31 protein-coding genes are annotated in these 24875 nt (G+C 38.7%); all 31 read left to right on the top strand.

Going from position 1 to position 24875, the window contains the following annotated elements; translation table 11 throughout:
• Positions 1–170 precede the first annotated feature (170 nt).
• The 31 genes from KI343_RS18640 to KI343_RS18495 all read left to right on the top strand — a co-directional run bounded on the left by KI343_RS18640 (position 171) and on the right by KI343_RS18495 (position 24814).
• A complete protein-coding gene (locus KI343_RS18640; RefSeq protein WP_374705455.1) occupies positions 171–365 on the top strand; it encodes an XtrA/YqaO family protein in 195 nt (64 codons plus the stop codon).
• On the top strand, positions 362–829 hold the full coding sequence (locus KI343_RS18635) for a hypothetical protein (protein ID WP_212927926.1): 468 nt from the start codon (positions 362–364) through the stop codon (positions 827–829). Before KI343_RS18640 ends, KI343_RS18635 begins: the two co-directional genes overlap by 4 nt.
• Before the next feature lie 92 nt (positions 830–921).
• Positions 922–1362: a helix-turn-helix transcriptional regulator gene (locus tag KI343_RS18630; RefSeq protein ID WP_212927925.1), complete on the top strand. Its 441-nt coding sequence runs from the start codon at positions 922–924 to the stop codon at positions 1360–1362.
• Between the two features lie 121 nt (positions 1363–1483).
• The gene (locus KI343_RS18625; RefSeq protein ID WP_212927924.1) at positions 1484–1771 is read left to right on the top strand and encodes a YjcQ family protein; all 288 of its coding nucleotides are present in this window, start codon (positions 1484–1486) and stop codon (positions 1769–1771) included.
• A gap of 66 nt (positions 1772–1837) precedes the next feature.
• The gene (locus KI343_RS18620; protein ID WP_212927923.1) at positions 1838–2353 is read left to right on the top strand and encodes a terminase small subunit; all 516 of its coding nucleotides are present in this window, start codon (positions 1838–1840) and stop codon (positions 2351–2353) included.
• Positions 2346–3689 (top strand): PBSX family phage terminase large subunit, encoded by a 1344-nt coding sequence (locus KI343_RS18615; protein WP_212927922.1) that lies wholly within the window; start codon positions 2346–2348, stop codon positions 3687–3689. The genes KI343_RS18620 and KI343_RS18615 overlap by 8 nt, the downstream gene beginning before the upstream one ends.
• An 11-nt stretch (positions 3690–3700) precedes the next feature.
• Positions 3701–5242 (top strand): phage portal protein, encoded by a 1542-nt coding sequence (locus KI343_RS18610; protein ID WP_212927921.1) that lies wholly within the window; start codon positions 3701–3703, stop codon positions 5240–5242.
• A gap of 165 nt (positions 5243–5407) precedes the next feature.
• Positions 5408–6586 carry a phage minor capsid protein gene (locus tag KI343_RS18605; RefSeq protein ID WP_212927920.1) on the top strand — a complete coding sequence of 393 codons (1179 nt, stop codon included), beginning with the start codon at positions 5408–5410 and terminating at the stop codon, positions 6584–6586.
• Positions 6587–6739: 153 nt separating this feature from the next.
• Positions 6740–7360, top strand: coding sequence for a phage scaffolding protein (locus KI343_RS18600; protein ID WP_212927919.1), 621 nt, complete (start codon positions 6740–6742; stop codon positions 7358–7360).
• A 16-nt stretch (positions 7361–7376) separates the two neighbouring features.
• Entirely contained in the window at positions 7377–8213 is an 837-nt protein-coding gene (locus KI343_RS18595) for a N4-gp56 family major capsid protein (RefSeq protein ID WP_212927918.1), read from the top strand.
• Positions 8214–8285: 72 nt separating this feature from the next.
• Positions 8286–8774 (top strand): putative Ig domain-containing protein, encoded by a 489-nt coding sequence (locus tag KI343_RS18590; protein ID WP_212927917.1) that lies wholly within the window; start codon positions 8286–8288, stop codon positions 8772–8774.
• A gap of 2 nt (positions 8775–8776) precedes the next feature.
• Entirely contained in the window at positions 8777–9187 is a 411-nt protein-coding gene (locus KI343_RS18585; protein WP_212927916.1) for a head-tail connector protein, read from the top strand.
• Positions 9174–9512, top strand: a complete 339-nt coding sequence (locus KI343_RS18580; protein ID WP_212927915.1) for a putative minor capsid protein — start codon at positions 9174–9176, stop codon at positions 9510–9512. Before KI343_RS18585 ends, KI343_RS18580 begins: the two co-directional genes overlap by 14 nt.
• Positions 9512–9838 (top strand): minor capsid protein, encoded by a 327-nt coding sequence (locus tag KI343_RS18575; RefSeq protein WP_212927914.1) that lies wholly within the window; start codon positions 9512–9514, stop codon positions 9836–9838. The genes KI343_RS18580 and KI343_RS18575 overlap by 1 nt, the downstream gene beginning before the upstream one ends.
• Positions 9838–10239 (top strand): minor capsid protein, encoded by a 402-nt coding sequence (locus KI343_RS18570; RefSeq protein ID WP_212927913.1) that lies wholly within the window; start codon positions 9838–9840, stop codon positions 10237–10239. The genes KI343_RS18575 and KI343_RS18570 overlap by 1 nt, the downstream gene beginning before the upstream one ends.
• Before the next feature lies 1 nt (position 10240).
• A complete protein-coding gene (locus KI343_RS18565) occupies positions 10241–10717 on the top strand; it encodes a phage tail tube protein (RefSeq protein WP_244857105.1) in 477 nt (158 codons plus the stop codon).
• Positions 10718–10820: 103 nt separating this feature from the next.
• Positions 10821–11285: a hypothetical protein gene (locus KI343_RS18560; RefSeq protein WP_212927911.1), complete on the top strand. Its 465-nt coding sequence runs from the start codon at positions 10821–10823 to the stop codon at positions 11283–11285.
• 8 nt (positions 11286–11293) lie between these two features.
• Positions 11294–11878, top strand: coding sequence for a Gp15 family bacteriophage protein (locus KI343_RS18555; protein ID WP_212927910.1), 585 nt, complete (start codon positions 11294–11296; stop codon positions 11876–11878).
• Complete coding sequence (locus KI343_RS18550) at positions 11879–16012, top strand: tape measure protein (RefSeq protein WP_212927909.1); 4134 nt, start codon at positions 11879–11881, stop codon at positions 16010–16012.
• Positions 16013–16023: 11 nt separating this feature from the next.
• Positions 16024–16866, top strand: coding sequence for a phage tail family protein (locus tag KI343_RS18545; RefSeq protein ID WP_212927908.1), 843 nt, complete (start codon positions 16024–16026; stop codon positions 16864–16866).
• Positions 16867–17095: 229 nt separating this feature from the next.
• On the top strand, positions 17096–17395 hold the full coding sequence (locus KI343_RS18540) for a hypothetical protein (RefSeq protein WP_212927907.1): 300 nt from the start codon (positions 17096–17098) through the stop codon (positions 17393–17395).
• A gap of 49 nt (positions 17396–17444) precedes the next feature.
• Positions 17445–17579: a hypothetical protein gene (locus KI343_RS20415; RefSeq protein WP_280530154.1), complete on the top strand. Its 135-nt coding sequence runs from the start codon at positions 17445–17447 to the stop codon at positions 17577–17579.
• Between the two features lie 82 nt (positions 17580–17661).
• Positions 17662–18432: a hypothetical protein gene (locus KI343_RS18535; protein ID WP_212927906.1), complete on the top strand. Its 771-nt coding sequence runs from the start codon at positions 17662–17664 to the stop codon at positions 18430–18432.
• Positions 18432–21824: a phage tail protein gene (locus KI343_RS18530; RefSeq protein ID WP_212927905.1), complete on the top strand. Its 3393-nt coding sequence runs from the start codon at positions 18432–18434 to the stop codon at positions 21822–21824. Before KI343_RS18535 ends, KI343_RS18530 begins: the two co-directional genes overlap by 1 nt.
• Entirely contained in the window at positions 21787–22026 is a 240-nt protein-coding gene (locus tag KI343_RS18525) for a hypothetical protein (protein WP_212927904.1), read from the top strand. Before KI343_RS18530 ends, KI343_RS18525 begins: the two co-directional genes overlap by 38 nt.
• Complete coding sequence (locus KI343_RS18520; protein ID WP_212927903.1) at positions 22023–22289, top strand: hypothetical protein; 267 nt, start codon at positions 22023–22025, stop codon at positions 22287–22289. The genes KI343_RS18525 and KI343_RS18520 overlap by 4 nt, the downstream gene beginning before the upstream one ends.
• A 20-nt stretch (positions 22290–22309) precedes the next feature.
• Positions 22310–22636, top strand: a complete 327-nt coding sequence (locus KI343_RS18515; protein ID WP_212927902.1) for a hypothetical protein — start codon at positions 22310–22312, stop codon at positions 22634–22636.
• Positions 22637–22699: 63 nt separating this feature from the next.
• Entirely contained in the window at positions 22700–23002 is a 303-nt protein-coding gene (locus KI343_RS18510) for a hypothetical protein (protein ID WP_212927901.1), read from the top strand.
• A gap of 101 nt (positions 23003–23103) precedes the next feature.
• Positions 23104–23331 carry a hypothetical protein gene (locus KI343_RS18505; protein WP_212927900.1) on the top strand — a complete coding sequence of 76 codons (228 nt, stop codon included), beginning with the start codon at positions 23104–23106 and terminating at the stop codon, positions 23329–23331.
• 95 nt (positions 23332–23426) lie between these two features.
• On the top strand, positions 23427–23822 hold the full coding sequence (locus KI343_RS18500) for a phage holin family protein (protein ID WP_212927899.1): 396 nt from the start codon (positions 23427–23429) through the stop codon (positions 23820–23822).
• Between the two features lie 38 nt (positions 23823–23860).
• Positions 23861–24814 (top strand): N-acetylmuramoyl-L-alanine amidase, encoded by a 954-nt coding sequence (locus KI343_RS18495; protein ID WP_212927898.1) that lies wholly within the window; start codon positions 23861–23863, stop codon positions 24812–24814.
• Positions 24815–24875: the final 61 nt, after the last annotated feature.

The raw sequence follows: 24875 nt of genomic DNA, 5'->3' as shown, positions 1-24875 counted from the left end.
AAATGATGTTGGCTATTGCAGAAAATAGAGCTCCTGTTTTTAAAAAAGCACCTGATGAATGGTTGCAAGGAAAAGAAACGGCTGTCAAAACTAAGGAACAAGGGTGATTAGGTGAAAACAAGCAAAGCAGAAATCAATCTGAGGGAAGATACAGTTTATGGGGAGGAATTATGTTGAAAAACATTGATATATCTAATACAAATAGACTGGAAGTTGATACAATGGAAATACCAACCAACTGTGTGATTGTTGTTAGTGGAGGAAAAGCGAAAATTAGAGAGCTGCCTCCATTTGGAGAGTTTAAGATTGTTACGCATCAAGGGCAGGTGAAAAGAATGAGAAAGGAAGAGGGGGAAGAGTTTTGAATTTACTCAAAAGCATAATGATGAATCCGTCGTTTTTAGGTTCAATAGTTGGAGTGGTTATCTCTAGCACAATAGCAATATTGATTTATAAACACGGAAATAAAATAGAAAAAGAGAATCAAAGAAACCTTTTACTAAGTAGGAAAATATATCTCTTAAATTTATTTAAATTTGATTTAAAAAGATTAAAACTATCTATTAATGAATTGGAGATTCAAGAATCGGTTCTAAATCATTTGGAAAGAGTAAAGGGCTACTTTTTATTATTTGATGATAAGGTACTTAATCAAAAAGAAAGAGAACTATTGTTGCTGTGGAAAGATTTGCTAATCCAAATCGAATATTATTTTTTATTCTCGGCAGCAGATGCAAATATATTTGATGAAAAAATAAAACAGATGAACAACTTATTAGGGGACACTGATAAGCTTTTGAAGGAAATAGAAAAAGATTTAAAAAAGTAAATTTCAGGTTCTGCCAGCTAACTGGAGGACATCAAGTAACGCATTAAAAGCGTTGTTTGGTGTCTTTTTTATTTTATTGAGGGGGCATTCATATGAATAGCAAGCAAATTGAAGAAACACTGAGGGATTACAGCTGGATGTTGAATGAGATTAAGAGACAAAGGCAGTTGATGGATTATACGGGGGGTAACCTTGTGGCTCAATCTGGAATCGAATCTACCATGCCAAAAGCACAAGGTGGTACCAGTGACCCTGTAGCATTGGAAGTCGTGAGGCGTGACAAGGCAAGTAGATGGTTACAAAAACTTGAGGAAAAGGTTCTGTTCATCCAAAAAAGGATGTCGATCATTACAGACGAAAGAGAGAAAGCCGTATTAGAATGTATGCTCGACGGAATGAGTATGAGCGCTATTGGTCACCATATGGGACTATCAAGAAGGCACATTTATAACATTAAAGAATCTATTGTGAACAGGATTTCACACTTTGCACACTCTTCCCAAGAGATGACAAATAAAAAACAGTGCGTGTAGAATGGAAGGCAGGACGGCGTGGCATAATGGAACGCCATTAATATTTGCTACGCTTTTAGCGCTTGCGCGCTTTATTCATCTTCTTATTGTATAATTAATAACAATGGGGGAGGTGTTGAGAATGGATAAAAAGAAATTAAGATATGCTATTTTAAAAGAAGTCGATAAAGGCAATCTTTTGCTAGACGAGAAAGACTTTGAAGTGGATCAAAAAAACTTTGACGCTCAAGTTAAATTCCTGGTAGAAGAAGGATATCTGAAAGGGCTGTTTAAAGGAGATGGCAGGCTTTGGTTTAACGAGCACACAGTAAGACTAACTGAAGCTGGAGAAGATTATCTTTCTGAAAACAGCACATTTAATAAGACATATACCGGACTAAAAGAAATAAGAGATTGGTTAAAACTTTAAGACATCCATTTAGGGTGTCTTTTTTAGTGTTGTAAATATTATTTAGTGGGAGTTGGTGAGTATGTAATGAGAAAATTAACGCCAAAACAAAAAAAGTTTGCCGATCAATATATTCTAACTGGTAACGCAAGGCAATCGGCTGTTTACGCTGGATATAGTGAAAAAACAGCCAGTGAAATAGCGAGTGAAAACTTAAATAAACCTAATATCGTGGCCTACATTGAAAAACAGCTTGAAGAGCATGAATTGGATGTGAAATTGAGGCAAAAGCAAATACTTGATTATGCTGTTAGGGTTTTGACAGAACAAGAAACAGAGGAACACGCTTTTGTTGTTAGTGATGGTGTAGAGCAAAGTATCGCGACAGTCAGATTGAAACCGAAAATAAAAGATAAAAACGACGCTGCTAAATTCTTATCCACTCTCACGGCAACAGTAGAAAAGAATAAATTAGCTAACCTAAAACTGCTGCAAGAAATTGAAAAGTTGAAAGCAGAGACAGAAAAGATATCTAAAGAGGATGGCGATAATAACCCTATAAGCATTCAAATTGTTGACAGCTGGACTGATAAAAATGAATAAGGTCATCAACATACAAAAAGAGGTTAATCCTCACTTTAAGCCTGTATGGACAACAGATAAGCCATACAATATTTTACGTGGTGGCCGTAACTCGTTTAAGTCTTCCGTTATTGCTCTAAAACTTGTTTTCATGATGCTGCTTTATATTACAGCAGGTAAAAAGGCTAATGTGGTTGTTATTCGTAAAGTTGCCAGTACAATTCGTGACTCTGTATTCTTAAAGATTCAATGGGCGCTTGAGAAGTTTGGTATAGCGGGAGAGTTTAAATCAACTGTTGCGCCGTTTAAGTTAGTTCATAAAGCGACTGGTTCAACGTTTTATTTCTACGGATCTGACGACTTTCAGAAACTTAAATCTAATGATATCGGCGATTTAATTGCAGTATGGTACGAAGAGGCGGCTGAATTTAACAGCGCTGAGGAATTCGACCAAACGAATACAACCTTCATGCGTCAGAAGCATCCTGATGCTAAGATGGTGCATTTCTTCTGGTCATATAACCCACCTAGAAACCCTTGGAATTGGATTAACGAATGGTCCGATGGTATGAAGGGTGAGGATGGATGGCTAGTACATGATTCTAGCTACAAGGATGACGAGCTGGGCTTTGTTACTGCACAGATGCTGCAAGACATCGAGAGAATTAAGAAGAACGACTATGATTATTATCGTTATCTTTACCTTGGTGAGCCTGTAGGACTTGGAACAAACGTATACAATATGAATCTATTTAAGCCTATGCAAGAGCTTCCGAGTGATGATAGAGTTATTGCTCTATTTTATTCTATGGACACTGGACATAGCGTTTCTGCTACTTCTTGTGGCTGTTATGGATTGACTGCTAAAGGTAAGGTGATAAGGCTCAATGGCTACTATTACAGCCCGGCAGGCCAAGTAAATAAAAAGGCTCCTAGTGATTTGTCAAAAGACATCTATGAGTTTATCAAAGCTACTGCAACTCAAGCTCCGTATAAAGGTGCAAGGATTAAGAAACGTACGATTGATAGCGCGGAAGGCGCTTTGAGGAATCAATACTATAAAGATCATGGGCAGCACTGGAAACCAGTTAATAAGCTTAAAAAAGTAGATATGGTAGATTACGTACACGACCTGTTAGCGCAAGGTCGTTTTTATTATCTTGAAAATCCTATTCCGACTAATTTAAAGCATTGCGACAGCAACGATATTTTTATTGAGGAACATAAAAAGTACCAATGGATAGAAGGTACACAAGAAACTGACAATCCACAGGTTGTCAAAGAAGATGACCATACATGTGATGAGTTCCAATATTTCTGCGTGTCGAACGCTAGAGACTTGAAGCTTAAGCTTTAGGAGGTGACGGCTTGAATTTCATTGACCGCATTAAAAATCTATTCAAGAGAGGGGGTTATGCATTGAGTGGGCAAAGATTAAAGACGATTAATGACCATCCTAAAATTAATATTGATCCGGCTGAATTAGAACGGATTGAACGTAGTCTTAGGCATTATCAATATAAGTATCCAGAAGTTGAATACGTCAATTCTAATGGCGAAAAGAAAAAGCGTCCTTATATGGCTTTAAACATGAAAAAGAAAACAGCTAAGCGTATGTCAACGTTGGTATTTAACGAAAACTGTCAAATCGTAGTCTCTGATGATAAAGACGAGACAGGTGACAATCATTACGCTGAAGCAAACGAATTTATTCAACACGTATTTGAGCATAATACGTTCAAGAAAAACTTAAGAGAATATCTTGAACCGATGTATGCTTTGGGTGGCTTGGCTATTCGTCCTTATGTTAATCAGGAATCTGAGGAAATAGAATTCTCCTGGGCGATTGCAAATGCTTTTTATCCGTTACGTTCTAACAGTAATGGCATTTCAGAAGGCGTTATGGTGTTCAAAACCACCAAGATGGAACGTGATAAAGAGGTTTATTACACCTTATTTGAGTTCCATGAGTGGGAAGGTGATATGTACATCATCACTAACGAACTCTATAAAACTACTGAAAAAGGTGAGATTGGTAGTCGTGTTCCGTTAGGAGAACTCTATGAGGACCTACAAGAAGTAACATACTTGAAAGGCTTAACCCAGACTAACTTCCAATACTTGAAGCCAGCTGGGTTTAATAACATAAGTCCTCACAGTCCACTTGGATTAGGTATAACCGATAACTCCGAATCGACCATCAAGAAAATTAATGAGGCTAGTGACCAGTATTGGTGGGAGATTAAGATGGGGCAACGTACTGTATTTGTCAGTGATCATATGCTTAGTACATTACCTAGCGAAGATGGAATGCCACCACAACAAGTATTTGACCCAGATGTCAATATCTTTAAGTCTATGCGTGCTGACAGTGACCAGGAGCTTGTTAAAGACGTTACTCGTGACATCCGTACTGATCAATATATTGCAGCGATTAATAGCCAATTACGAGAGCTTGAGGATGACTTAGGCTTATCAGTCGGTACGTTTTCATTCGATGGCAAGTCAGTCAAGACAGCTACTGAGGTTTCCAGTGAAAATAGCTTAACTTATCAGACAAGAAATGATTACGTTAATGACCTGGAACGCTTTATAAAAGGTTTAGTTGTATCAGTGCTTGAATTAGCAAAAGCTAGTGGATTGTTTAAAGGAGAAATACCAACATTTGAACACATAGGAGTGGACTTTGATGACGGTATATTCCAAAACAAAGAACAGCTATTACGGCACTATGGTCAAGCTAAGACGTTTGGCATTATTCCCACCGTAGAGGTTATCAAGCGTGTATTTAACTTGCCGACTGAGACGGCGAAGGAATGGCTGAAACAAATCCAAGAAGAACAACTTGCGATTGAACCATCAGAAATAGCAGATAGAGCTGCACGTGGTGTGTTTGGTGATGAAGAATGATTAAATATTTGATAAAGATGTTTGGTCAAAAGAATCACGAATATGAACTTATGGGTCATTCAAATTATTATCGCTGTAAAGGTTGTAAAAAGATTATTTACATTCCTCCATACAGTGATTTTTATTATCAAAGGAAATTATTTAAAGGCTGCAAGGAGTGATTGAATGGATCCTAAAAAGCCTAAAGTCACTCCATATCAACTAGACTTGTGGTCCGGTAATATGGCTAGCCTGTACAACAGTCTTGAAGGTGAGATTATTCGTATCATCATTAGACGACTTAAAAATGGCTCTGATGATATTACCATGTGGCAAGCTCAAAAGCTGCAGGAGTTGCGGTTATTTAATAACGAGGTCACGAAGTTATTAAGTGAAACCACAGGCATTGCTGAAAAGCATATACGATTGATGTTTGAAGATGCTGGGAAGGCAATGGTTGAAGATATTGACAACGCAATGCCATATGAAACAAAGCCTAAACCCAATAACCTGGATGAAGTCATGCGTGGTTATCATAACCAGTCTTGGAGCGAGATTGATAACTATGTCAATCAAACATTAATCACTACAGCGCATGGGATAGGGCAGGCACAAAAAGCCTATCAAGATACGCTTAATCGTACATCTGCCATGTTTAATACTGGTTTATATACGTTTGAGCAATCATTAGAGCGTGCTGTTACCGAGTTAGCTCAAAAAGGTATTGGCTCTGGCATGATTGATAAAGGCGGCCATCGTTGGAGCCTTGAAGGATACACGCGCACTGTTTTGAAGTCTACTCTTAACAATACCTACAACGAAGTACGTAAGGACAGAATGGCTGAGTATGGCGTTCATACAGTCATTGTTACAAGTCATGTTGGCGCTAGAGACGCTTGTTCCATTATTCAAGGTGAAGTCGTAGATTTGAGACCAGTCAATGAGATTCCAGCTGATAGCCCATATCTATCAATCTATGACCCATATTGGGAAGCGTATTATGGTTCGCCTGGCGGTCATCGGGGCGTTAATTGTCGTCATATTCATATTCCGTTTATACCTGGTGTCAATACTAATAATCAGCCTGTATATGACGAGGTACTGAATAAACGTGTTGCTAAGGCCAGAGACACACAGCGCCGAATCGAAAGGGAAATTGTTAAATATAAGAAAAATCTTATGGTTGCTGAGGAACTAGGCAGTGATAAGGCTGCACATTGGCGCAAGATGGTGTCAAGACGTCAAAAGGCTATGCGTGACCATTTGTCGGAGAATGGTGATTATTTAAGCCGGAATTACAAGCGTGAGAAGGTTTATACTCCATTAGATACGTTGCTCAAAGAATTTGATTATAAAGCGGGATAGGAGTTGATCTATTATCTTGATGGCCGTATATTGGCTTGACCTTGATAAGTCATAAAACTGTCTTTTTGTTATGCAATCATTTCGTAGCTACTGCGTTAAATAGCTTATCCATCGTGGACAATACCACGTAAATAAATGTAGGAGGAATAATAGATGAATAGAGAAGAATTGAAGGCGTTAGGCCTGTCAGATGAACAGATTGATAAGGTTATGGCTGCACATGGAAAAGTGGTTAATGACACCAAGAAAAAAGCTGATGAAGTAGACGGCTTGAAAACGCAAATTGATGACTATAAGCAACAACTGAAAGACCGTGATAAGCAACTAGATGACCTAAGCAAGAAAGCGAAGGACAGCGAAGAACTGACCTCTGAAATCAATCAGTTGAAAGAAGCTAATAAGACAGCTAAACAGGAATACGAGCAAAAGCTCCAACAACAAGCTTTTGACCATACGCTTGAAAATAGCTTGAATGGAGCAAAAGTTAAGAACACAAAGGCCGTTAAGGCTCTGTTAGATATGGAAACTATCAAGCTAGATGGTGATACGTTAAAAGGTCTTGATGACCAATTGAAAGGCTTGAAAGAAAGTGATCCGTATCTGTTCGAACAAGAAGAACAACAGCAACAGAAAAACATTCCTAATATTGTCAATCCAGGTAATCCAAACGGTGGTAGCAATACACCGAAAAATATTGCTGATATGACTTATCAAGAGCTAGCAGACTTAAAAGCAAACAACCCTGCTCAGTTCGAACAATTAACTAAAAATTAGTAAAGGATGATGAAACATGCCAGATTTAACAAGATTACAGAATTTAATTGATCCAGAGGTAATGGCTGCAATGATCTCAGCACAGTTGCCAAAAGCTATTAAGTTTAGCGCTATCGCACCAGTGGACAATACACTAGAAGGTCAGCCAGGATCTACTATCACAGTTCCTAAATACCAATACATTGGTGACGCACAAGACGTAGCAGAAGGAGAAGCAATTAATTACGAGCAACTTGAAACTGAGACCGCTCAGTATACTATCAAGAAAGCTGGTCAAGGGGTTAAACTTACCGATGAATCAGTATTGTCTGGTTACGGTGATCCAGTTGGTGAAGCGCAGCGTCAAATTCGTATGGCTATTGCTTCTAAGATTGATAATGACATTGTAGAAACAGCTTTGACTGCACCACTTTCGATTAAGCATGCTATAGATTTAGATTTAATTGACTCGTTGGAAAACGCCTTTGTAGACGCTCCTGATAATTTCGAGGACGTTGACACTCGAGGCGTTTTATTCTTGTCTTACAAAGATGCTGCTAAATTACGGAAAGAAGCTTCACAAGACTGGACTCGACCATCTGAGCTAGGTGATCGTATCTTGATGACTGGAGCTTTTGGTGAGTTGCTAGGATGGGAAATTGTGCGCTCGATGAAAGTAGAAGATGGTAAAGGATTTGCTGTTAAAGCAGGTGCATTGCGTACTTATACTAAGCGTGGCCTTTTAGCTGAAACCGGTCGAGACATGGATCATAAATTGACTAAATTCAACGCGGACCAACATTATTCTGTTGCTTTAGTCGATGAATCTAAAATTGTACGTATTGAACCTGTTGATGGTGGTTCGGGGGAGTAACAACCCCGAGCGTTGATAATGTCACGCCAACGACTGACGGGGCAGTCATCAATTTAAGTTAGGAGGAGTTACATGCCTTTTAAAATCTATAAAGGAGATCAAGTGGTAACAGAGGGTGAAAGCCCTCTTGAAATCACTGGATTAGAACCTAATACAGATGTTGCTACAGGAGAATATCAAGCAGTGAGGGTAGAAGATGGCAAGGAATCTAAAAGAGTAGATATCCCTGCATTTAAGACGTTACCAATTGAAGTTACAGGTGTTTCATTGTCTCCTAAGACATCGAGTGCAGATTCTGGGGTAGCTGGTAATCGTCAGTTAAACGCAAATGTATCACCAAATAATGCAACAAATAAGGCTGTATCTTATGATATAAGTCCGGATGCTGAGGGTTTATTTGTAAGTGGTAACGGCCGTATATCGTGGACTGAGGATACTCCAGCAGGCACGTATACAACTACCGTAACTACTGATGATGGCGAATATACAGATACTCATGTATTGACATTGACAGAACCATCTGAGCCGGAACCAGAGCCGGATCCTGAAGAAGGTGAATAATAATGCCTTATTTGACATTCGAAGAATTTAAAAGCTTAACTAGCAAAGATATAGGTAATGAGGCATTTCAAGCTTTGTTACCTAAAGCATCTGCAATTTTGGATAATATCACAAATCACTTTTATGCACATGTTGATATCAATGAAGATAATTCCTGGAGAGTTGGTAAGTTTAAAGACGCCCTTGTGGCTCAGATTGAATATTTCCATGTGTTGGGCGCCACATCATACGAGGAGATAAACAACAGTCCTCAATCATTTTCTGCTGGTCGTACTAGTGTCACTAATCCAAGCCGGTACAGTTCAACGGGTCAAAATGAGACAAAGCCTTTAGTAGCTGAGGATGTATTTATTTATCTTGAAGGCACAGGATTGCTAAATAGGGCGGTAGGTGTTGCACATGGTAATGCCTAAGCCGCCTAAATCCTTTTGTATTGATTCGTTTGATTACCATGAATTTGTGGAAGATGGCTGGAATGGACCTGTTTATAAAGAGCCTATATTGATTGAGCATTGTCGGATTGACAGAGGCGCTGAATATAGTCAATCGTCATCAGGTAAACAACTGCTGTATAATGCGGTTGTTTTTTGCTATGAGGGTATAACGGAGCCTTTGCCAGAGTTTGCAACGCAATCCATCCTGCGATTTGATGGGCAGGATCACACAGTCACGAAAGTTATCCCAATCTACGAGGCTTATGACAAGGTGATTTATTCGTATGAATTGGAAGTGATTTGATGGTACAGATATCTATCAACCTTGACGGCGCAAAACGTAAAATGAGTCAGCAAAGCAGGAAACAAGGGCAGTATGCTCTAGCTAATCAAGCTATGGCTGATATGAATCAATTTGTGCCGATGAAAGAAAGTATTTTGCGTAATACTGCGACCATTGACATTGATGGTGGCGGGATTAACTATAATACTCCATACGCTAGAAAAATGTTTTACATGATGATGTACAACTATACGACACCTGGAACAGGTCCGAGATGGGATAACAAGGCAAAGACGATTTATATCAATGACTGGCTAAATGCATTTATAAAGGGGGCTAAGTGGTAATGGACTTTTTAGAAAGATTAGCGGATAAAGTTAACGAAATCGATGGTCTCCCTATTAAATGCGAACCGGGTTATTTAAAAGCAAAGGATTCCTTTGTCGTTTATCCTATCCCGGGTTCAAGGGTAGTCAATGAATACTTCAATGGCGCTAAAGACCAACAGCTAAATTATGAATTTGCGATGAAATCAAAGACACAAGGACGTATCCATAGCACATTATGGATTGTTCAAACAGCCTTGGAGCAGATTAAACACATTGCGAGTAATGACGGAAGTTTTGAATTTGATGAATTAATAATCACTAACAAACCATTTATTAATGAGGCTGATAGCCAAGGATGGTTTGTTTTTTTATTGGATGTACAAGCGAAAATTACAACATTTAACAAGGAGAGTGTATAGAATGGCTAGATTTAAGAACGCCCTGCGCGGGCATTTTATCCAACCTTACGAAAGAGGGCAGTCCGAACCCAGCACTGATGAATGGTTAGAACTTGCTGAATGGATTACAGATATTTCGGATGATACAAACGAGGAGACAGAGGACATTGCTTATTACAGCGGAGACGGTACTCCAGAAACAGAAGTAACGTCAGTAGCAATGGGTTATACCGTTGAAGGAACGTATGACTCCGAGGATAAAGCACAAGCTCTTATTGCTAGTTTGCGTTTTAAACTTGGGGAAGGACGAAAAGTTTGGCATCGTGTGGTTAGTGCCGATGGAAAAGAGGAATACGTTGGTCGTGCAACCGTATCTGCTATTGTTGCAGGTTCTGGGGCTGCTGCTGATTATGAAGCATTCAGTTGTACTATTCGTTTTGATCAACTGCCTAAGGTTACTAAATTAGATAATGGCAACGATGGTGGTTCGGGGGAGTAGATAGCCCCGAGGTTGTATCAGTCAATCCAACGACAAGCGGGGCGACAGTAAATTTAGATTAAGAGGGGCTTAGGCTCCTCTTTTTATTATAAGGAGTGATTACATGTCAGATATTCAAATAGATATCCAACGGACGGGTTTTCCAGTAAAGGTTGGAGAAATAGAATTATGGTTTGATTCATCCCACGAAAACTTAGTAAACTTTTTCAAATTAGCCGAGCAGGTGCAGAAAGAATCAGAGAAAAGCATTGAGGAAATGAAAAATATTGAAATGCCAGAGGATTATTTGAATAATTTACCTGAAGCTCACCAGGAAGGTATGAAATTTATTGAACATCAAAAAAAGCAAACGGCTATTGAATACGATTTGATGTTTGGTAAAGGAACTTTTACAAAATTATACAAAAAATATCCGGATTACGTTTCTTTACAGAATGCTCTCAGAGCAATCAATGAAGCGATTCAGGATAGAATTGTACAGCAAGAGGAAGAACGGGCGAAATCTATTGAAACCGAGACAGAAGAAATTTTGAGGAATAAAGCCAAGAAACAAGCTAAAAAGAAGTAGGTGATTAAATGCGGTTGAATACCCCTTTAGTCACCTCTTTTACATTTGAAGGAATTGAATATGAGCTGGATATGGCTTTTGATAACATACTCGATGTTTTTGACCAATTAGGAAATGAAGAGCTAAGAGATTACGAAAAGATATTGAGGTGCTTGCGGTTATTACTTGATGACCAAGAATTGCCTCAATCATGGCAATCAAGATTCGAACTCTGGAATCATATTTATGAAAATTTCATCTTATTCAAGGAAAAAGAGCCGATTACCTATGATAGAAAAGGAAACCCAATGCCAGTCCCTAAAGATGAAGAAGATAACAAACGACATATCGACCTAGAACAAGACGCAGAGTACATCTATGCGTCTTTTTTGCAGGCTTATAATATCAACCTTTATGAACAACAAGGGTCCATGCATTGGCATGAATTTAAATCCTTATTAAATGGATTGCCATCTAACACTATTATGCAAAGAATCATCCAAATCAGAGCATGGAAGCCATCTAAACACGATACACCGAAGCACCAAGAAGAAATGCGAAAACTGCAAATGAAGCACGCAATACATGACAAAGACAGGGAGGAGGTGGACTAATTGGCAGATGGAAGTATCAAAATCTCGATAGAGGTTGATGGTAAACAGGTAGATGTTGCTGCTAAACAACTTGATAATTTGGAAGCGTCCGGTAATCGCTCAGGTAAGGGTATTAAAGCAGCAGAGTCTAGCCTTGATAGTTTAAGTGATAAAAGTGCCAAAGCTGGTACCAGTGTCAAGGGTGCTGGTGACACCATTGAGGGTCTAGGTTCTAGCGGGGACAGTGCTGCTAAAGGATTGCAAGGCGTTGATGGTGCAATGGATGGCGTTGCCGATAGTAGTGCACAAGCTAGCGACTCTGTTCGTGGAATGTCTGACACGATGGCTGATGTGGACAACAAAAGCAATCAGGCATCAGGGTCCGTCAAAACATTTGTTGCATCCGTCGGACTTGTGGCGATTGCAACAGCTGCATTTAACACAATGCGTCAATCTATGGACCAAGCCATTAGTCGATTTGATACCTTAAACGCCTTCCCTAAAGTCTTGCAAGCTCTTGGTGTATCAGCCGAGGATTCAGACGCTGCAATGGCCAAGTTGTCTGATGGTATTGATGGGTTACCCACAAAATTAAACGACATCACGGGTAGTGCTCAGCGTATGTATACGTCCTTTAATGATATGGACAAGGCAACAGATACTGCTATTGCATTAAACAATGCTTTATTAGGTTCCGGGTCAAGCGCTGAAGAAGCAAAGCGTGGTACTGATCAATATATCAAGGCTTTACAAACTGGCGAAATCAACATGGATACGTGGAATACACTGTCTGAGACGATGGATGTCGGTTTAATTAAGATTGCTGAAGGATTTGGTTTTGCTGGAAAAAGTGCCAAGGATGACTTATATAACGCTCTCCAAGATGGCACCATTACACTCGATCAATTTAACGACAAATTAATTGAAGTTGGTACCGGAACAGGTATTATGGCTGATCTAGCCAAAGAAAACAGCTTAGGTATTGCTACATCTTTGACTAACTTGAAAAACTCTATCGCAAACGGTGTTGCTGGAATGATTGAGTCATTCAATAAATTATCAGAAGAAGTTACAGGAAAAGAAATCGCTGAACATATCGACAGTGCAAAAGTTGTTATTAATGCGGCATTTAACGCTATGAAATCCGTCATCGAATCTACTACGCCAATTTTTAAATTCTTTGGATCTGTAATAGGTGAAGTTATTTCAGAACTCCGACCATTCGCTCCAGTTATTATTGGTGCAGCCTCTGCTTTTTCTGCCCTGTTAGTTGTCCAAAAAGTAGCAGGTATGATACTCGCATTTGGTACAGCTTTAAAAACATCAGCAGCGGCAACTAAAACTGTTGAACTAGCAACTAAAGCTTATTATACTGCGTTAAGAATTTATACTGGTCAATTGACTTTAGCTACTGTTGCAGAAAGAACCCGAGCGCTAGCAACAGCTGCTGGAACAAAGGTATTAGCGGCTAGTACATTAGCTTTTAACCTCTTAACCGGAAAAATTAAACTTGCTACTGCGGCCAAAATAGCATTCGCTGCTGCGTCTAGAGCATTGAATGTGGCTATGGGGCTTTTATCTGGTCCTATAGGTTGGGTGACTGTAGGAATTGGAGCTTTAGTTGGTGCGGTTGTTGGGGTTGTTAAATGGTTTAATCGCGCCAGTGAAGACGGCGAACGGCTAAAAGGCGAAATTGAAAAAATGGATAAAGAGACTACTTCACTGACTGACTCAGTGGATAGCAGTGCTAACGCCTATAAAGAAGCAGTGTCGAGTATTAACGCAAACGCAGATGCAAGTAGCGATTTATTAAAAACTGTCGATGAATTATCGCAAAAAGAAAATAAATCAGAGGAAGATAAACAAAAGTTAAAAAATGCTGTTGATCAATTGAATGGATCCGTTGAAGGCCTGAATCTCATGTACAACGAGGAGGCTGACAGTCTTAGCGAATCATCAGAATTAATACAGGCGCGAATTGACTTGATGAGAGATCAAGAGACAGCTCAAGCTGCACAAGAACGTTACACAGAGATCTTACAGGATCAACACACTGTAGAAGAGCAATTAAATGAAGTGCTGGATAAACAAAAGGAAGTCCAAAGCGATAACAATTTAACTAAAAAAGAAGCAAGCGACATGTCTTCTGATTTGACTGATCAGGAAGAAATACTTAGAGCCAAATTAGAAGAATTGGCAGATGAACAAGTGATTACAGAGGAAGCAATGGTTGCTGCTCAAGAAAGCATTAAGCAAGCCGTGCAAGATGGTAATGCAGCAATGCTCTTATCTTATGATGATTTAAAAGAACATCAACAAGCAGCGTTTGATCAAATGGCGGATAAATACGATGAGTTAAAGGATGCAGCTACTGATGCTTTTGATAAAATCAATGACGAGTCAGAAGTATCAGCGCAAGAAATGATTGAAAACCTTCAGCACAATCAAGAAATGGTTGCTGCTTGGGGAGAAAATCATGCAGAACTAATGGCTTATGCATCAGAAAATGGATATACAGGATTTATGCAATGGCTGGATGGCCTTGGTATCGATTCTGCTGCGGAGCTCCAAACTGTAGCTGATATGAGCGATGAGCAATTGCAAAAGTTTGCTGAACTTATGGACGAAGGCGGGTCAACTGCTGCTAATTCCATGAAAGATAGCTTAGGTGAAGGTTTAGGTGAAGTTGGAGACATCCTTGTTAGCATGGTGGAACAAGGGGCCATGACGACGGCGGAAGCCATTGAAGCAGCGAATTTTTATGAACTATTTGGAGTGCTACCAGAACAAGGAGCAGAAGGAATTGAAGACGGCTCTGAGAAAGTAGAAACGGCTTCACGGGGGTTGGCTGAAAAATCATGGACAGCATTTAATTTGGCGATGGGTAACTATGACTTCTTCAATGAAGGACATGAGGTTCCTATCGATATATCACAGGGAATGGGAACAGGGTCGTCGTATGTTGAATTAGCATCAAGAACCTTAGGACGTGGCGCTGTTGATCCAATGGCAAACGAGATCAATGGTTCTGATGTCGAAGGAACCGGAAGCAGTGTTCCTACAAGATTATCAGGAAGCCTTAACAATGGTAAAGATTCTGTCACCAACGCGGCAAGCGAACTGGGGCAAGCTCCTGAAAATGCTATTTCAAGCGAAATAAATCAATCTACATTTGAAACTTACGGAAGTTATGTAACGATGGGATTAACTCAAGGCATAAATTCCGGGTCTGGAGATGTTAGTGCTGCGGGAACCGCTATGACAGGAACGCTCTTAGAAAAAGTTCGTTCTCAGTTAGGTATACACAGCCCGTCAACTGTTTTTAGAGCTTTTGGAGACTTTATTGTTCAAGGTCTAGTTGGGGGAATAACAAACGGACAATCAAGTGTAGTCAACTCTATTGTCGCTATGACAACGTCAATGTTAAATCGAACGCAATCAGGTATGCAAGGACTTGATAGAGCTACACAAGCGGGTATAGCAAATATGGGAAGGCGCCTTGGTCGATTGCCAGCAATCGCATCCAGTAATATGAGGGGAATGCAAAATAATTTAAGTTCTGGCGCAGCAACAAACGCAGGCATTATGACAAGGCTAGCTGTAAATATGGTGACTCCTTTTAGTAGTATACGAGGTAGAATGTCAGCAATAGGTAGCTTTGCTATGAGTGGATTACAAGCTGGTCTTAATGGTGGCGCTGGACGTGTTATGTCCACAGCACGTAGCATTGCCAGTAGAGTAGCTAGCACCATGAAGAACGCCCTCAAAATTAAATCACCTTCTCGTGTAATGCGTGACGACGTTGGTAAATGGATACCAGCTGGTATTGCTGTAGGTATTGAAGATAACGCTAAGTTGGTTTACAAAGCGCTTGATGACATGTCGACAGGGATGATTAAGCCAGTTAGTCCAGAGATAGCACTAGGTACATCTAAGATGGCTTATAACGGCAGTGATTCGATGACACAGGCTGTAAAAAATATTAAATTTCCAGAGAATAAACAGGATGGTAGTGTTACAGGATTGTTGAGAGAACAAAATAGCATCTTAAATAGATTGTTAAACAAAGATACAAACGCTTATATAGATGGAGAGAAACTCACTAAAGTTGTAAATGAAAATAACGCAATCATTGCATCTTTAAGTGTATTTTAAGGAGGGGTGAAATGACATTAATTCAACGTCATAATGGAGAAATAATTGATTTAGACCAAGCAGGGATTAGGACAAGGGATTTTATCATTTCAGCTCCTACCTATAATCATCAATTTGGAGAAATAGAAGGTGGCTTAGGGGTAATAGACTATGGCACTTCAATTGGTCCGAGGGAAATAAACGTTTATTTCAGAGCAATGTCACAGGATATAGAAGACTTCTCGCTGTTGAGGGATGAGATATTTCACATCTTTCGGTCAGAGGAGTCTTTTTATTTAATTGAGCATAGAGAGCCAGGTAAACGATGGTTGGTGAAGGTCCAACATCCGTATAACATACCACAACGTAATGTATTTGGTAATTTTGAAATTACATTTATCGGATTGAGGGGTGTGGCTGAATCCATCGGCACAACTCAAGACATCCAACGTGATGGCGTCAACGCAGACAGCGAATTATGGGGCTTTGGTATGGGATTGCTGTCCGATGAGGAATCGCATAAGTACACTCATAATGTTGAAAAAGGAGATACTTTTTTAATCTATAACGCTGGGAATGTAGGAATACACCCCTTTGAACAAGAGTTACGGATTGATATATCAAACGTGTATAGATCCACTAACTTTTTCGAATTGAACAACCTAACAAATGGCTCAACTTTTCGTGTTACTGAACAAGTTAGTATTGCTGATGTAATTACGTTAGACGGTGCAAATATATGGATTAACAATTTAGAGGGATTAAGACGAACCAATAGGAAGTATATCCAACTGGACCCCGGCTGGAATGTTTTCTCCATCACTGGTGCAGATAGTGCAGAGATTAAATTTAATTTTAGGTTTTATTATAAATAAAGGAGAGGGTATTGATGAGTGAAAAACTAGTAAGTATTGGTGGGAACACGGCATTTGATTTAGAAACAGGGGGATTAGAAATGAGAGAGGTGGAAATTAAGAGGGGGTAAAATCCTCCTGCATTATATATATAAGTATAATAATTAGATTGAAATTCGCCTTATTAGGTGAAAAAGAAGGATTTCCTCTCCTTTTGTCGAATTGAAGTAGATGAAGGGAGGGACAACCGTTGAATGAAAAATTTAGCCTTAATGCGACAATCAAAATTATTTACTTTAACAATGAAGAGGTAGATCACCAGGAAACTATTTTTGGGGGTAGCGTAACAGAATGGAGAAATGATGTTGGGGCAGATTGGAATGGGTTTGAGAAAGGTGATTCATTTTTATTAAATGACAACAGGGTAAGGGTTTATAAACCTATTGAAACTAAAGATGAATCAGGTTTCATAATTAATGCGGTTTATTGTATAGGTTTAAGTAGTTTAAACCCTAATAAAATTCATTACGATAATTTAGTTATTGATTAAGCATCCTTTCAAGGGTGCTTTTTTAATACATTAAAGAGGAGGAACGAAATTGGTTACAAAAGTTACCTATAATGAAGAAACTAAAGAAACAACAACGGAAAGCATTTTAACTGCAGAAGATGAACCTTGCGGTACAGAAACAAATTACAAATATGAGTATGATTTACAAAAGAATGATGAGTAAGAAAGAACACGCCAAATAAGGCGTATTTTTTATGTCTCAAATAAACATAAAGGCTCAAAATCCTTTGAAAGGAGGATAATTTATGCCACAAAAAATTATAGGAACTCAATGGAACAGAGATACAAGAAACGCAATAAATGATAATGACACCGAGCTTTTTAAAGCTGTTAATAACATATCCGGGAAAATTACAGATGAAATTTATGCCGAAATCCGAAGCGATGTCAAATTAGATTGGAAAGAACCAGTCAATACTGTTGCGGATTTACCATCTAAAGCTCAAGCAGGTGAGACTCGAATGGCTCGAGATACCGGAAAAGTGTATCGTTATAACGGCTTGACGTGGGTTGAGATACAACAAATAAACGCAACAGCAATAACAGAAGTTGACGAAAGATTGCAGGGATTGATTGCTACTAAAGAAACTCCAGAAGGAGCACAAGCTAAAGCAAACGCTGCTAAAGATAGTGCATTAAAAGCCATCGGTGATTTGGAAACAAAAATTTACAGTGATATTAACGAAGTTGTAAAAGTAGTCGAAAGAGGAAGTAATGCAAACGGCGAGTATATTCGTTACTCGGACGGAATGCAGTATTGCTGGGCGGAGCCTTTCTCTCAAACTGCAACAATAGCTGCTGGTAATATTTATAGATCCGAATTGCAGACATGGACCTATCCTAAACCATTCGCCAAACTCCCTGTGTCTGTATCAGCGCAAGCTTTATCATATGCAAGATGGGCAGATATATCTGGTAGGCCAGGTCGAGAATCTGCATCTATCTATCAATACGGATATACGGAAGGTACTTCGACTTATACAACATCCGTGTCAGCTTTTGGGTGGTGGAAGTAATGATTGAAATACCTTATGAGTTTAGTGGAACAGTCAAATATCAAAACTATCAAACTGTAGTAGAAAGAATAGAAAAGTTTGATAGATTTTTTTCCATCGGTAAGGACCAAAGCGGAACCTATGACATGTATCTTATTGAATTAGGTAATGCATCAAAGCCTTGTCTTTTTATCACTGGAAGCATGCACGGCACCGAATGGCATGGAACGCAATATAGCATGAAGTTTATGGAGGATTTACGGGATAACACTTTCCCTGATACAGATTTTAGAAACTTTGTATTAAATAACTTTTGCATTGCTTATATCCCTATGATTAATCCTTATGGGATGGACCATGTTGTGGACGAATATGCTCAATATGATTATTCAGCCAGATACAATTCTAATCACGTGGAGTTAAACGATGATTTTTATCATCTCACACAGGCGGAATCCAAAAACGTTGCAGCGCAAATCGATAAATATAAGCCGTTTGCTTATCTTGATATGCATATGTTTCAGCCCGAATACAGTGTAGGCTACGGCAATAAATTTATACTGGCTAACGGCCAACGCGAAACCAACAACGTTAGAGATTTATGGCGGGATTCGTTCGAAGCTTATGCTGGAGAAAAAATGACAATCTGGACTAATCCGTTGGCTCCAGATTCCGGACTTGCGAGAGGGTACGCAGCTAGACAATCGAATCTTTATACGCCTCATACATTATCTTATATCACAGAGTTTGTAAGACCTGCCTATATTAATGGCGAGTTTGTAGAGCCGTTATCTAAAACTGAAATATTTAAGTATGGTACAGCTAGCTTGTATTTGTTTTTTAAAACATCTATTAAATATTTCATGGAGAATGTTACTGCAGAAGAATATAAGAGCCAAACCATGTTTGTTCGTGATTTAAACGGCAGAGAATATCATTTACAAGCAACGACAACGCATGAATTTGAGTTAAATGGACACCAGTCCTTAACTTTCGAGGTGTTGCCAACAAAGGTTAATAGCAAGTTTATAAACGATATATCCGAAATGTGGGAAGTCATAGACGATGACAATGTGGTGCATAAGATTGTTCGTTGCCAAAAACAAGGAGTTGGACCACACTCTCCAGATAAAAAACGGCTAAAAGTCAAAATAAAAGCCATCCCTTTATTTTTCGATACGTTGAATAGTTGTAAACGTATTGAAAAGGAATACAACGAGCATATGACAGCCCAATTGGCTTTTTCTAGGGTGTTTGAAGGATTACCTTTTGAATTTGTTATCGTAGGGAAATTCGATGCGGTTCAGTGGGAGGGATTTGGCGGCGGTGAATCACGACTAGAGACCTTTAAACGAGCATTAGAGCGCTACAAAATGGAATTTAGGATTGTTGGTAACATTGTCTACCTTGAACGCAGGGTTGGACGTGATACATCCATCCAATATCGCCATAAGTTGAATGCTAGTAATATCGCAATGGAAATTGACGGAACAGGATTTTGGACTTATGCAATAGGCTATGGGGATTACGGAAACGAAGGAGAAGGTGAGGGTGAAACGAGTGATTGGCAAAATGCGAAACTTGTTCGTGAATACACTTCTCCACTAGCGAAAATACCTGGCATCGGCATACGTCAAGCTCCATCAATTAAAGACGGCAGAATAACAAGTAAAACTACAATGGATAAAGGATTGAAAGAATTAGTCGAGGAATCATTAAAGGTAAGTGTATCGGCTGATATCCACGATCTACGCAACCAGGGATATCCTATCGGTCAATCACAAGTTGGGGACAGGGTGTTTTTGATTGATGAAAGAATTGGTTTGGATGACGAGGTTAGAATAGTTTCGCAATCCATCACAAAAGATTGGAAAGGTGATGTCATTGCAGAAAATATTACTTTTGGCAGTGAGGGAATTGCTAAACGTCACCAATCTAATATAAATGCCGCAACCAAACAAATTAATGAATTAATTGAGGGGCGCAGAAAGCTTCCTTTTAGTGTTTTGGATGAAGCTGTCAAAAATGCCACAAAAGCCTTGCAAAATGCACAAACGGAATTAATATTCGGTGGTAATGGAATTGTTGCCAAAGACAAAAAGAACCCTAATTATTTGACGTTATTTAATAGTGCTGGTGTGGGAGTATCTGACGATGGCGGTAATACTTTTAGACAAGCGATAACAGGACAAGGTATAAACGCAAGTACAATCGTGACAGGTACTATGGTAGCTGATTTTATCGCTGGAGGGATATTATCGTCATTAAACGGACGTACTAGCTTTAACTTGAACAATGGCGAATTAGACATGACAAGCGCTCGCTTTAGACTTGGCAGCGGCGCGTCCATCGATTTCACTTCCACAAGCAATAGATTAACTTATGAGTTAGGTGGTCGTACAGCAGGTGTCGGGCTTACAACGTCGATAAATGAAGCATATCCAGTCGTTTTTATGGGAACAACAGGCACGCGGCGTGATAATTTTGGCGCTACAGATGACCGTTGGTTCCGAGGCTTTATCGCAAATACCAACGCAAGGATGAATGAGGATGATAGCTCAAACTCTGTAGTAGGACGAAGATTTAGGGTAGTAAATATTCCGGTGTCCTGGAATAAAGGCTTTGAGTTTGATTTATCGGGCACAGTTAATGTGTTTAAGCCAATCGTTAACACAGATATGACCTATGATATTGGAGTTCCGGAACAGCCGTTTAGAAATTTGTACGCTGAAAATTTAAGGCGTGTTAGCAGGATTGAGACGCCAAATGTTATACAGTTTAGAAATCAGTATGAAAATAGTAACGTCGGATGGACATTGGAATTAACGTATGGCGACAAAGGTACTGTAGACTTTTATCCAATAAATACCGGTACTCCAAATTACTATAATATTGGCAGGGCGGATAATCGTATAAATACAGCATATTTAAATGTGATTGAGTCTAACTTGATAGGTCGAGAGTATAGGGATGTTAATCAAATCTGGGTAAATACTGTATCATACAATAACCTTAACATCAGGTCCATGCGTAAGTATAAAGAAAATATAGAGGACTTGGAACTAAAAGATGCTCTGGAATTTGTTACGAAAAATGATGTGAAAATTTTTGATTATAAACGGTCAAACGAAGATGGACAAAGAACTCTTTTCGATAAAAAAGTTGGAATTATTCTAGATGATTTAATTGCAGATAAAGATTATCTATTCAAAGGGAGCGAAGAAACGCTTGACTCCGGAAACATCACTTTCATTCATCAAAAAGTGCTGCAGTATCTATTGATGAAGATAGAAGAGCTAGACAACAAAAATCAACCAGGTTATCAGTACAGAACCTATAAGCAACGAAAATCATACCGCAGGAAGGATGTCATAAATGAAGAGCAAATCGACGAATCAACAGGAACTATCTAAAGAACAGCTGCAAGAACAATTGCAACGCCAAAACAAAATGATACAGGCGTTGCAAAGTGAGATAGGTATTATCACAGGAGAAAAGATAGCTGCGAGCATCGCTTACCAGGAAGTACAGCAGGAGTTAGATGCTTTATACGAAGAGCGTATAGAAGAAATGGACGAGCAGGCAGAACAAAAGAAAGGCAAGGGGGCAAAATGATGTTTATTTCTAAAAGGAAACTACAACAATTGCTTGTCAAATCAAAATACGACGGTTACGGAAAAGGATATGAGTCTGGACGAGAAGATGGCGAAAAGGAAGGTTATTCAAAAGGATTGCACAAAGGATTAACAACCGATAAACAAGGTGTTTTGTATAATCAGAACGGCATATACCAATTCGGGGATGACATTAATAAAGAAGTAATCAGGGCGTATGTAAACGAGCAAAACGCAATAGATGAAAGTATCAAAACCTTTTAAGATTAATAAGGAGGGTTAACATGACAAAATTAGAGAGTTTAAACGGGGTTACGGTGCTGCATGAAGATGGTACGTTGAAAATGACGAATAAGGTTTTTAATGCTATTTCTAATGAATCGTTAGGAACCAATATGGAAATCGTAACAGGAACTATGTGTACTGATGATGTGGAAGGGCTTAGGTTTAGAATAGTTGATAATCCCGTTCAGTGGAGCGAATCACTTGGGTGGCTGTTTAGTTACAAAGGCGCCGAAATAAGCATCGAGGTCTCTATCGCGGAAAAGGACAAAGATAAACTTGAAGAAATTCAAGGGAAAATAATAGAAGCATTGAAAAATGCTGAATAAAAGTTGTTTTTTGTGCAGGATTTCCCTTATTTTTGTCGAATACGTAGACAGGAGGGATGTCGGATGGTTAATACTGTCGGGGATATTATAGAAATGAAAAATCACACAAATAATTTGGGAATTAATGTTTATGAATGGTTTTTCACGGATTTAGAAAACAACTATATTTCTAAACTTAATGGTACAAAAAGAAATGTATCAATCGTAGAAAATTATGACGAAGAAGCCCAAGCATATATAATTCAACAATTGTTTTATATAAATAAAAACGCTGCAGGTGAATTGATGAAAGAACTTAAAATAGTTAAGCTGTTTGTGACAAACGATAATTACAATCATATAATTCAAACATTAAATAATAACTAAACAATAGCATCCTAGCGGGTGCTTTTATTTTAATAAAAAAAGAAGGTTTTTCCCTCCTTTTGTCGAATATTACTATTAAACAAAAAAGGGGTCGAATGGAAATGTCAGAAAATAATATGTTTGAACAAAAGATAGAGGATCTAGAAAAAACTATCGAAGATTTATTGGAGTTGCAAAAAGAGAACCATAATAATCTAATTGCTTTTGCAAAACATATATCTGCCCTAGAAACCATTGTAATTGATAAAGGCTTAGTCTCCAATAGGGTAGAATTGGAAAGAAAAATTAAAGAAGCAGAAGTAAGATTAGGCAAGTATACATTTAAATAGTTAATAAAGCGCTCGTTCTGGGCGCTATTTCTTACGAGGTTAGCAGACGCTAGCCTCTTTTTTATGTCGCAAATATGCCAAGAAGGGTGAGATGAATGGAAATGATTTCTTTTTTTCAAAGTTTTTTAGAGACGAGGGACAGTTTCGCTACGTTCCTTTTAACATTAATATTAATAGCAAGTACAATCGATTTTTTATTTGGGTGGATCAATGCCCGATTTAATAAAAATGTAGTGTTTAAAAGTGGTATTGCACTATTTGGGATTATTAAAAAGATAATGTATTTTATTGTCTTAGTATTTTTTATCCCAGCATCAGTGTTGGTTCCGGAAAGCGTTGGTATTCCAGCGCTTTTTGCTTTGTATATCGGATATTTAATTAGTGAGATTAATTCGATATTATCCCATTTAGAGCTAACAGAGGATGGTAAAAAAGGTGAATTATTTAGAGAGTTTATGTCACGACTGTTAAAAAGCGAGAAAAAGGAGTAGCTACGGCTGCTCTTTTTAAATTTGAGGAGGTTTTATGTATGGCAGGTATTGTAAACGTACCAAAATTTGTTGATTTTAGAAATAAGGTAAAAAGACATCCGACAAGGAAGTTCCCGGTATTATCATTAAAAGGTAAAACCACTATCGCTATCCATCATAGCTTAACACGTCAAGGATTAGGCGGTTCAAATGCTGAAAGTTATGCTAAGTTTCATGTAGATACGCACGGTTGGCCGTCAATCGGTTATTCTTATGTGATAGAGCCAGACGGCACAATTAAATTTTGCAATGACATTGAATTGAGGACTTATCATGTGGGAGACCATAATAATTATGCGGTTGGTATTTGTTTGACTGGTGACTTCCGGTATGAAGAGCCAACTAATGCTCAAAAGGAAAGTTTACGTAATCTAGTTAATGCATTGCAGACGAAATACCCACATCTTAAACACATCAAAGGCCACAATGAGTTTAGCGGATATGAATGGAAAGAGTGTCCTGTATTTGATTATAAGACTGTGTTAGATAATAAGAGTATATCTAAGTCTACATCAACCTCAGACAAGCCTAAAACTGATGGGAAATCCATCGACCAACTAGCAGATGAAGTAATTGCCGGGAAACACGGATACGGAGACGCTCGTAAAAAAGCGCTTGGAAGCCAGTATGACGCCGTGCAAAAGCGAGTAAATGAAAAGCTAGGGTCCAAGCCTAAAAAGTCCAGCAAGTCAATTGATACTCTTGTGAAAGAAACGTTAGCCGGTAAACATGGTAATGGAGAGGCGCGCAAAAAGTCTCTTGGAAGTAACTATGAAGCTGTTATGGATGTTATTAATGGAAAAGCGTCTAAGCCTAAAAAATCCGTTTCCCAAATGGCTACTGAAGTTATTCAAGGTAAGCACGGCTTTGGTCACGAGAATCGTAGGAAGTCGCTTGGTATTAGTAAAACAGAATACGAAAAAGTAAGAAAAGAAGTAAATAAGCGATTGTGATAACAAAAAAGGCTAGAGTTTTTCACACTCTAGCCTTTTTTGTTTTTAGTAAGTATAGGCC

Origin of the sequence: Oceanobacillus sp. J11TS1 (assembly GCF_018333215.1) — a bacterium.
GTDB lineage: Bacteria > Bacillota > Bacilli > Bacillales > Amphibacillaceae > Oceanobacillus.
The sequence above is the reverse complement of the archived record's forward strand: the minus strand, read 5'-3'. Positions and strand labels throughout refer to the sequence as shown.

Coding starts and splice junctions, on each gene's coding strand:
- KI343_RS18640 (WP_374705455.1), top strand. CDS start 171: ATGTTGAAAAACATTGATATATCTAATACAAATAGACTGGAAGTTGAT.
- KI343_RS18630 (WP_212927925.1), top strand. CDS start 922: ATGAATAGCAAGCAAATTGAAGAAACACTGAGGGATTACAGCTGGATG.
- KI343_RS18625 (WP_212927924.1), top strand. CDS start 1,484: ATGGATAAAAAGAAATTAAGATATGCTATTTTAAAAGAAGTCGATAAA.
- KI343_RS18620 (WP_212927923.1), top strand. CDS start 1,838: ATGAGAAAATTAACGCCAAAACAAAAAAAGTTTGCCGATCAATATATT.
- KI343_RS18615 (WP_212927922.1), top strand. CDS start 2,346: ATGAATAAGGTCATCAACATACAAAAAGAGGTTAATCCTCACTTTAAG.
- KI343_RS18605 (WP_212927920.1), top strand. CDS start 5,408: ATGGATCCTAAAAAGCCTAAAGTCACTCCATATCAACTAGACTTGTGG.
- KI343_RS18600 (WP_212927919.1), top strand. CDS start 6,740: ATGAATAGAGAAGAATTGAAGGCGTTAGGCCTGTCAGATGAACAGATT.
- KI343_RS18595 (WP_212927918.1), top strand. CDS start 7,377: ATGCCAGATTTAACAAGATTACAGAATTTAATTGATCCAGAGGTAATG.
- KI343_RS18590 (WP_212927917.1), top strand. CDS start 8,286: ATGCCTTTTAAAATCTATAAAGGAGATCAAGTGGTAACAGAGGGTGAA.
- KI343_RS18585 (WP_212927916.1), top strand. CDS start 8,777: ATGCCTTATTTGACATTCGAAGAATTTAAAAGCTTAACTAGCAAAGAT.
- KI343_RS18580 (WP_212927915.1), top strand. CDS start 9,174: ATGGTAATGCCTAAGCCGCCTAAATCCTTTTGTATTGATTCGTTTGAT.
- KI343_RS18575 (WP_212927914.1), top strand. CDS start 9,512: ATGGTACAGATATCTATCAACCTTGACGGCGCAAAACGTAAAATGAGT.
- KI343_RS18570 (WP_212927913.1), top strand. CDS start 9,838: ATGGACTTTTTAGAAAGATTAGCGGATAAAGTTAACGAAATCGATGGT.
- KI343_RS18565 (WP_244857105.1), top strand. CDS start 10,241: ATGGCTAGATTTAAGAACGCCCTGCGCGGGCATTTTATCCAACCTTAC.
- KI343_RS18560 (WP_212927911.1), top strand. CDS start 10,821: ATGTCAGATATTCAAATAGATATCCAACGGACGGGTTTTCCAGTAAAG.
- KI343_RS18555 (WP_212927910.1), top strand. CDS start 11,294: ATGCGGTTGAATACCCCTTTAGTCACCTCTTTTACATTTGAAGGAATT.
- KI343_RS18545 (WP_212927908.1), top strand. CDS start 16,024: ATGACATTAATTCAACGTCATAATGGAGAAATAATTGATTTAGACCAA.
- KI343_RS18535 (WP_212927906.1), top strand. CDS start 17,662: ATGCCACAAAAAATTATAGGAACTCAATGGAACAGAGATACAAGAAAC.
- KI343_RS18530 (WP_212927905.1), top strand. CDS start 18,432: ATGATTGAAATACCTTATGAGTTTAGTGGAACAGTCAAATATCAAAAC.
- KI343_RS18525 (WP_212927904.1), top strand. CDS start 21,787: ATGAAGAGCAAATCGACGAATCAACAGGAACTATCTAAAGAACAGCTG.
- KI343_RS18520 (WP_212927903.1), top strand. CDS start 22,023: ATGATGTTTATTTCTAAAAGGAAACTACAACAATTGCTTGTCAAATCA.
- KI343_RS18515 (WP_212927902.1), top strand. CDS start 22,310: ATGACAAAATTAGAGAGTTTAAACGGGGTTACGGTGCTGCATGAAGAT.
- KI343_RS18510 (WP_212927901.1), top strand. CDS start 22,700: ATGGTTAATACTGTCGGGGATATTATAGAAATGAAAAATCACACAAAT.
- KI343_RS18505 (WP_212927900.1), top strand. CDS start 23,104: ATGTCAGAAAATAATATGTTTGAACAAAAGATAGAGGATCTAGAAAAA.
- KI343_RS18500 (WP_212927899.1), top strand. CDS start 23,427: ATGGAAATGATTTCTTTTTTTCAAAGTTTTTTAGAGACGAGGGACAGT.
- KI343_RS18495 (WP_212927898.1), top strand. CDS start 23,861: ATGGCAGGTATTGTAAACGTACCAAAATTTGTTGATTTTAGAAATAAG.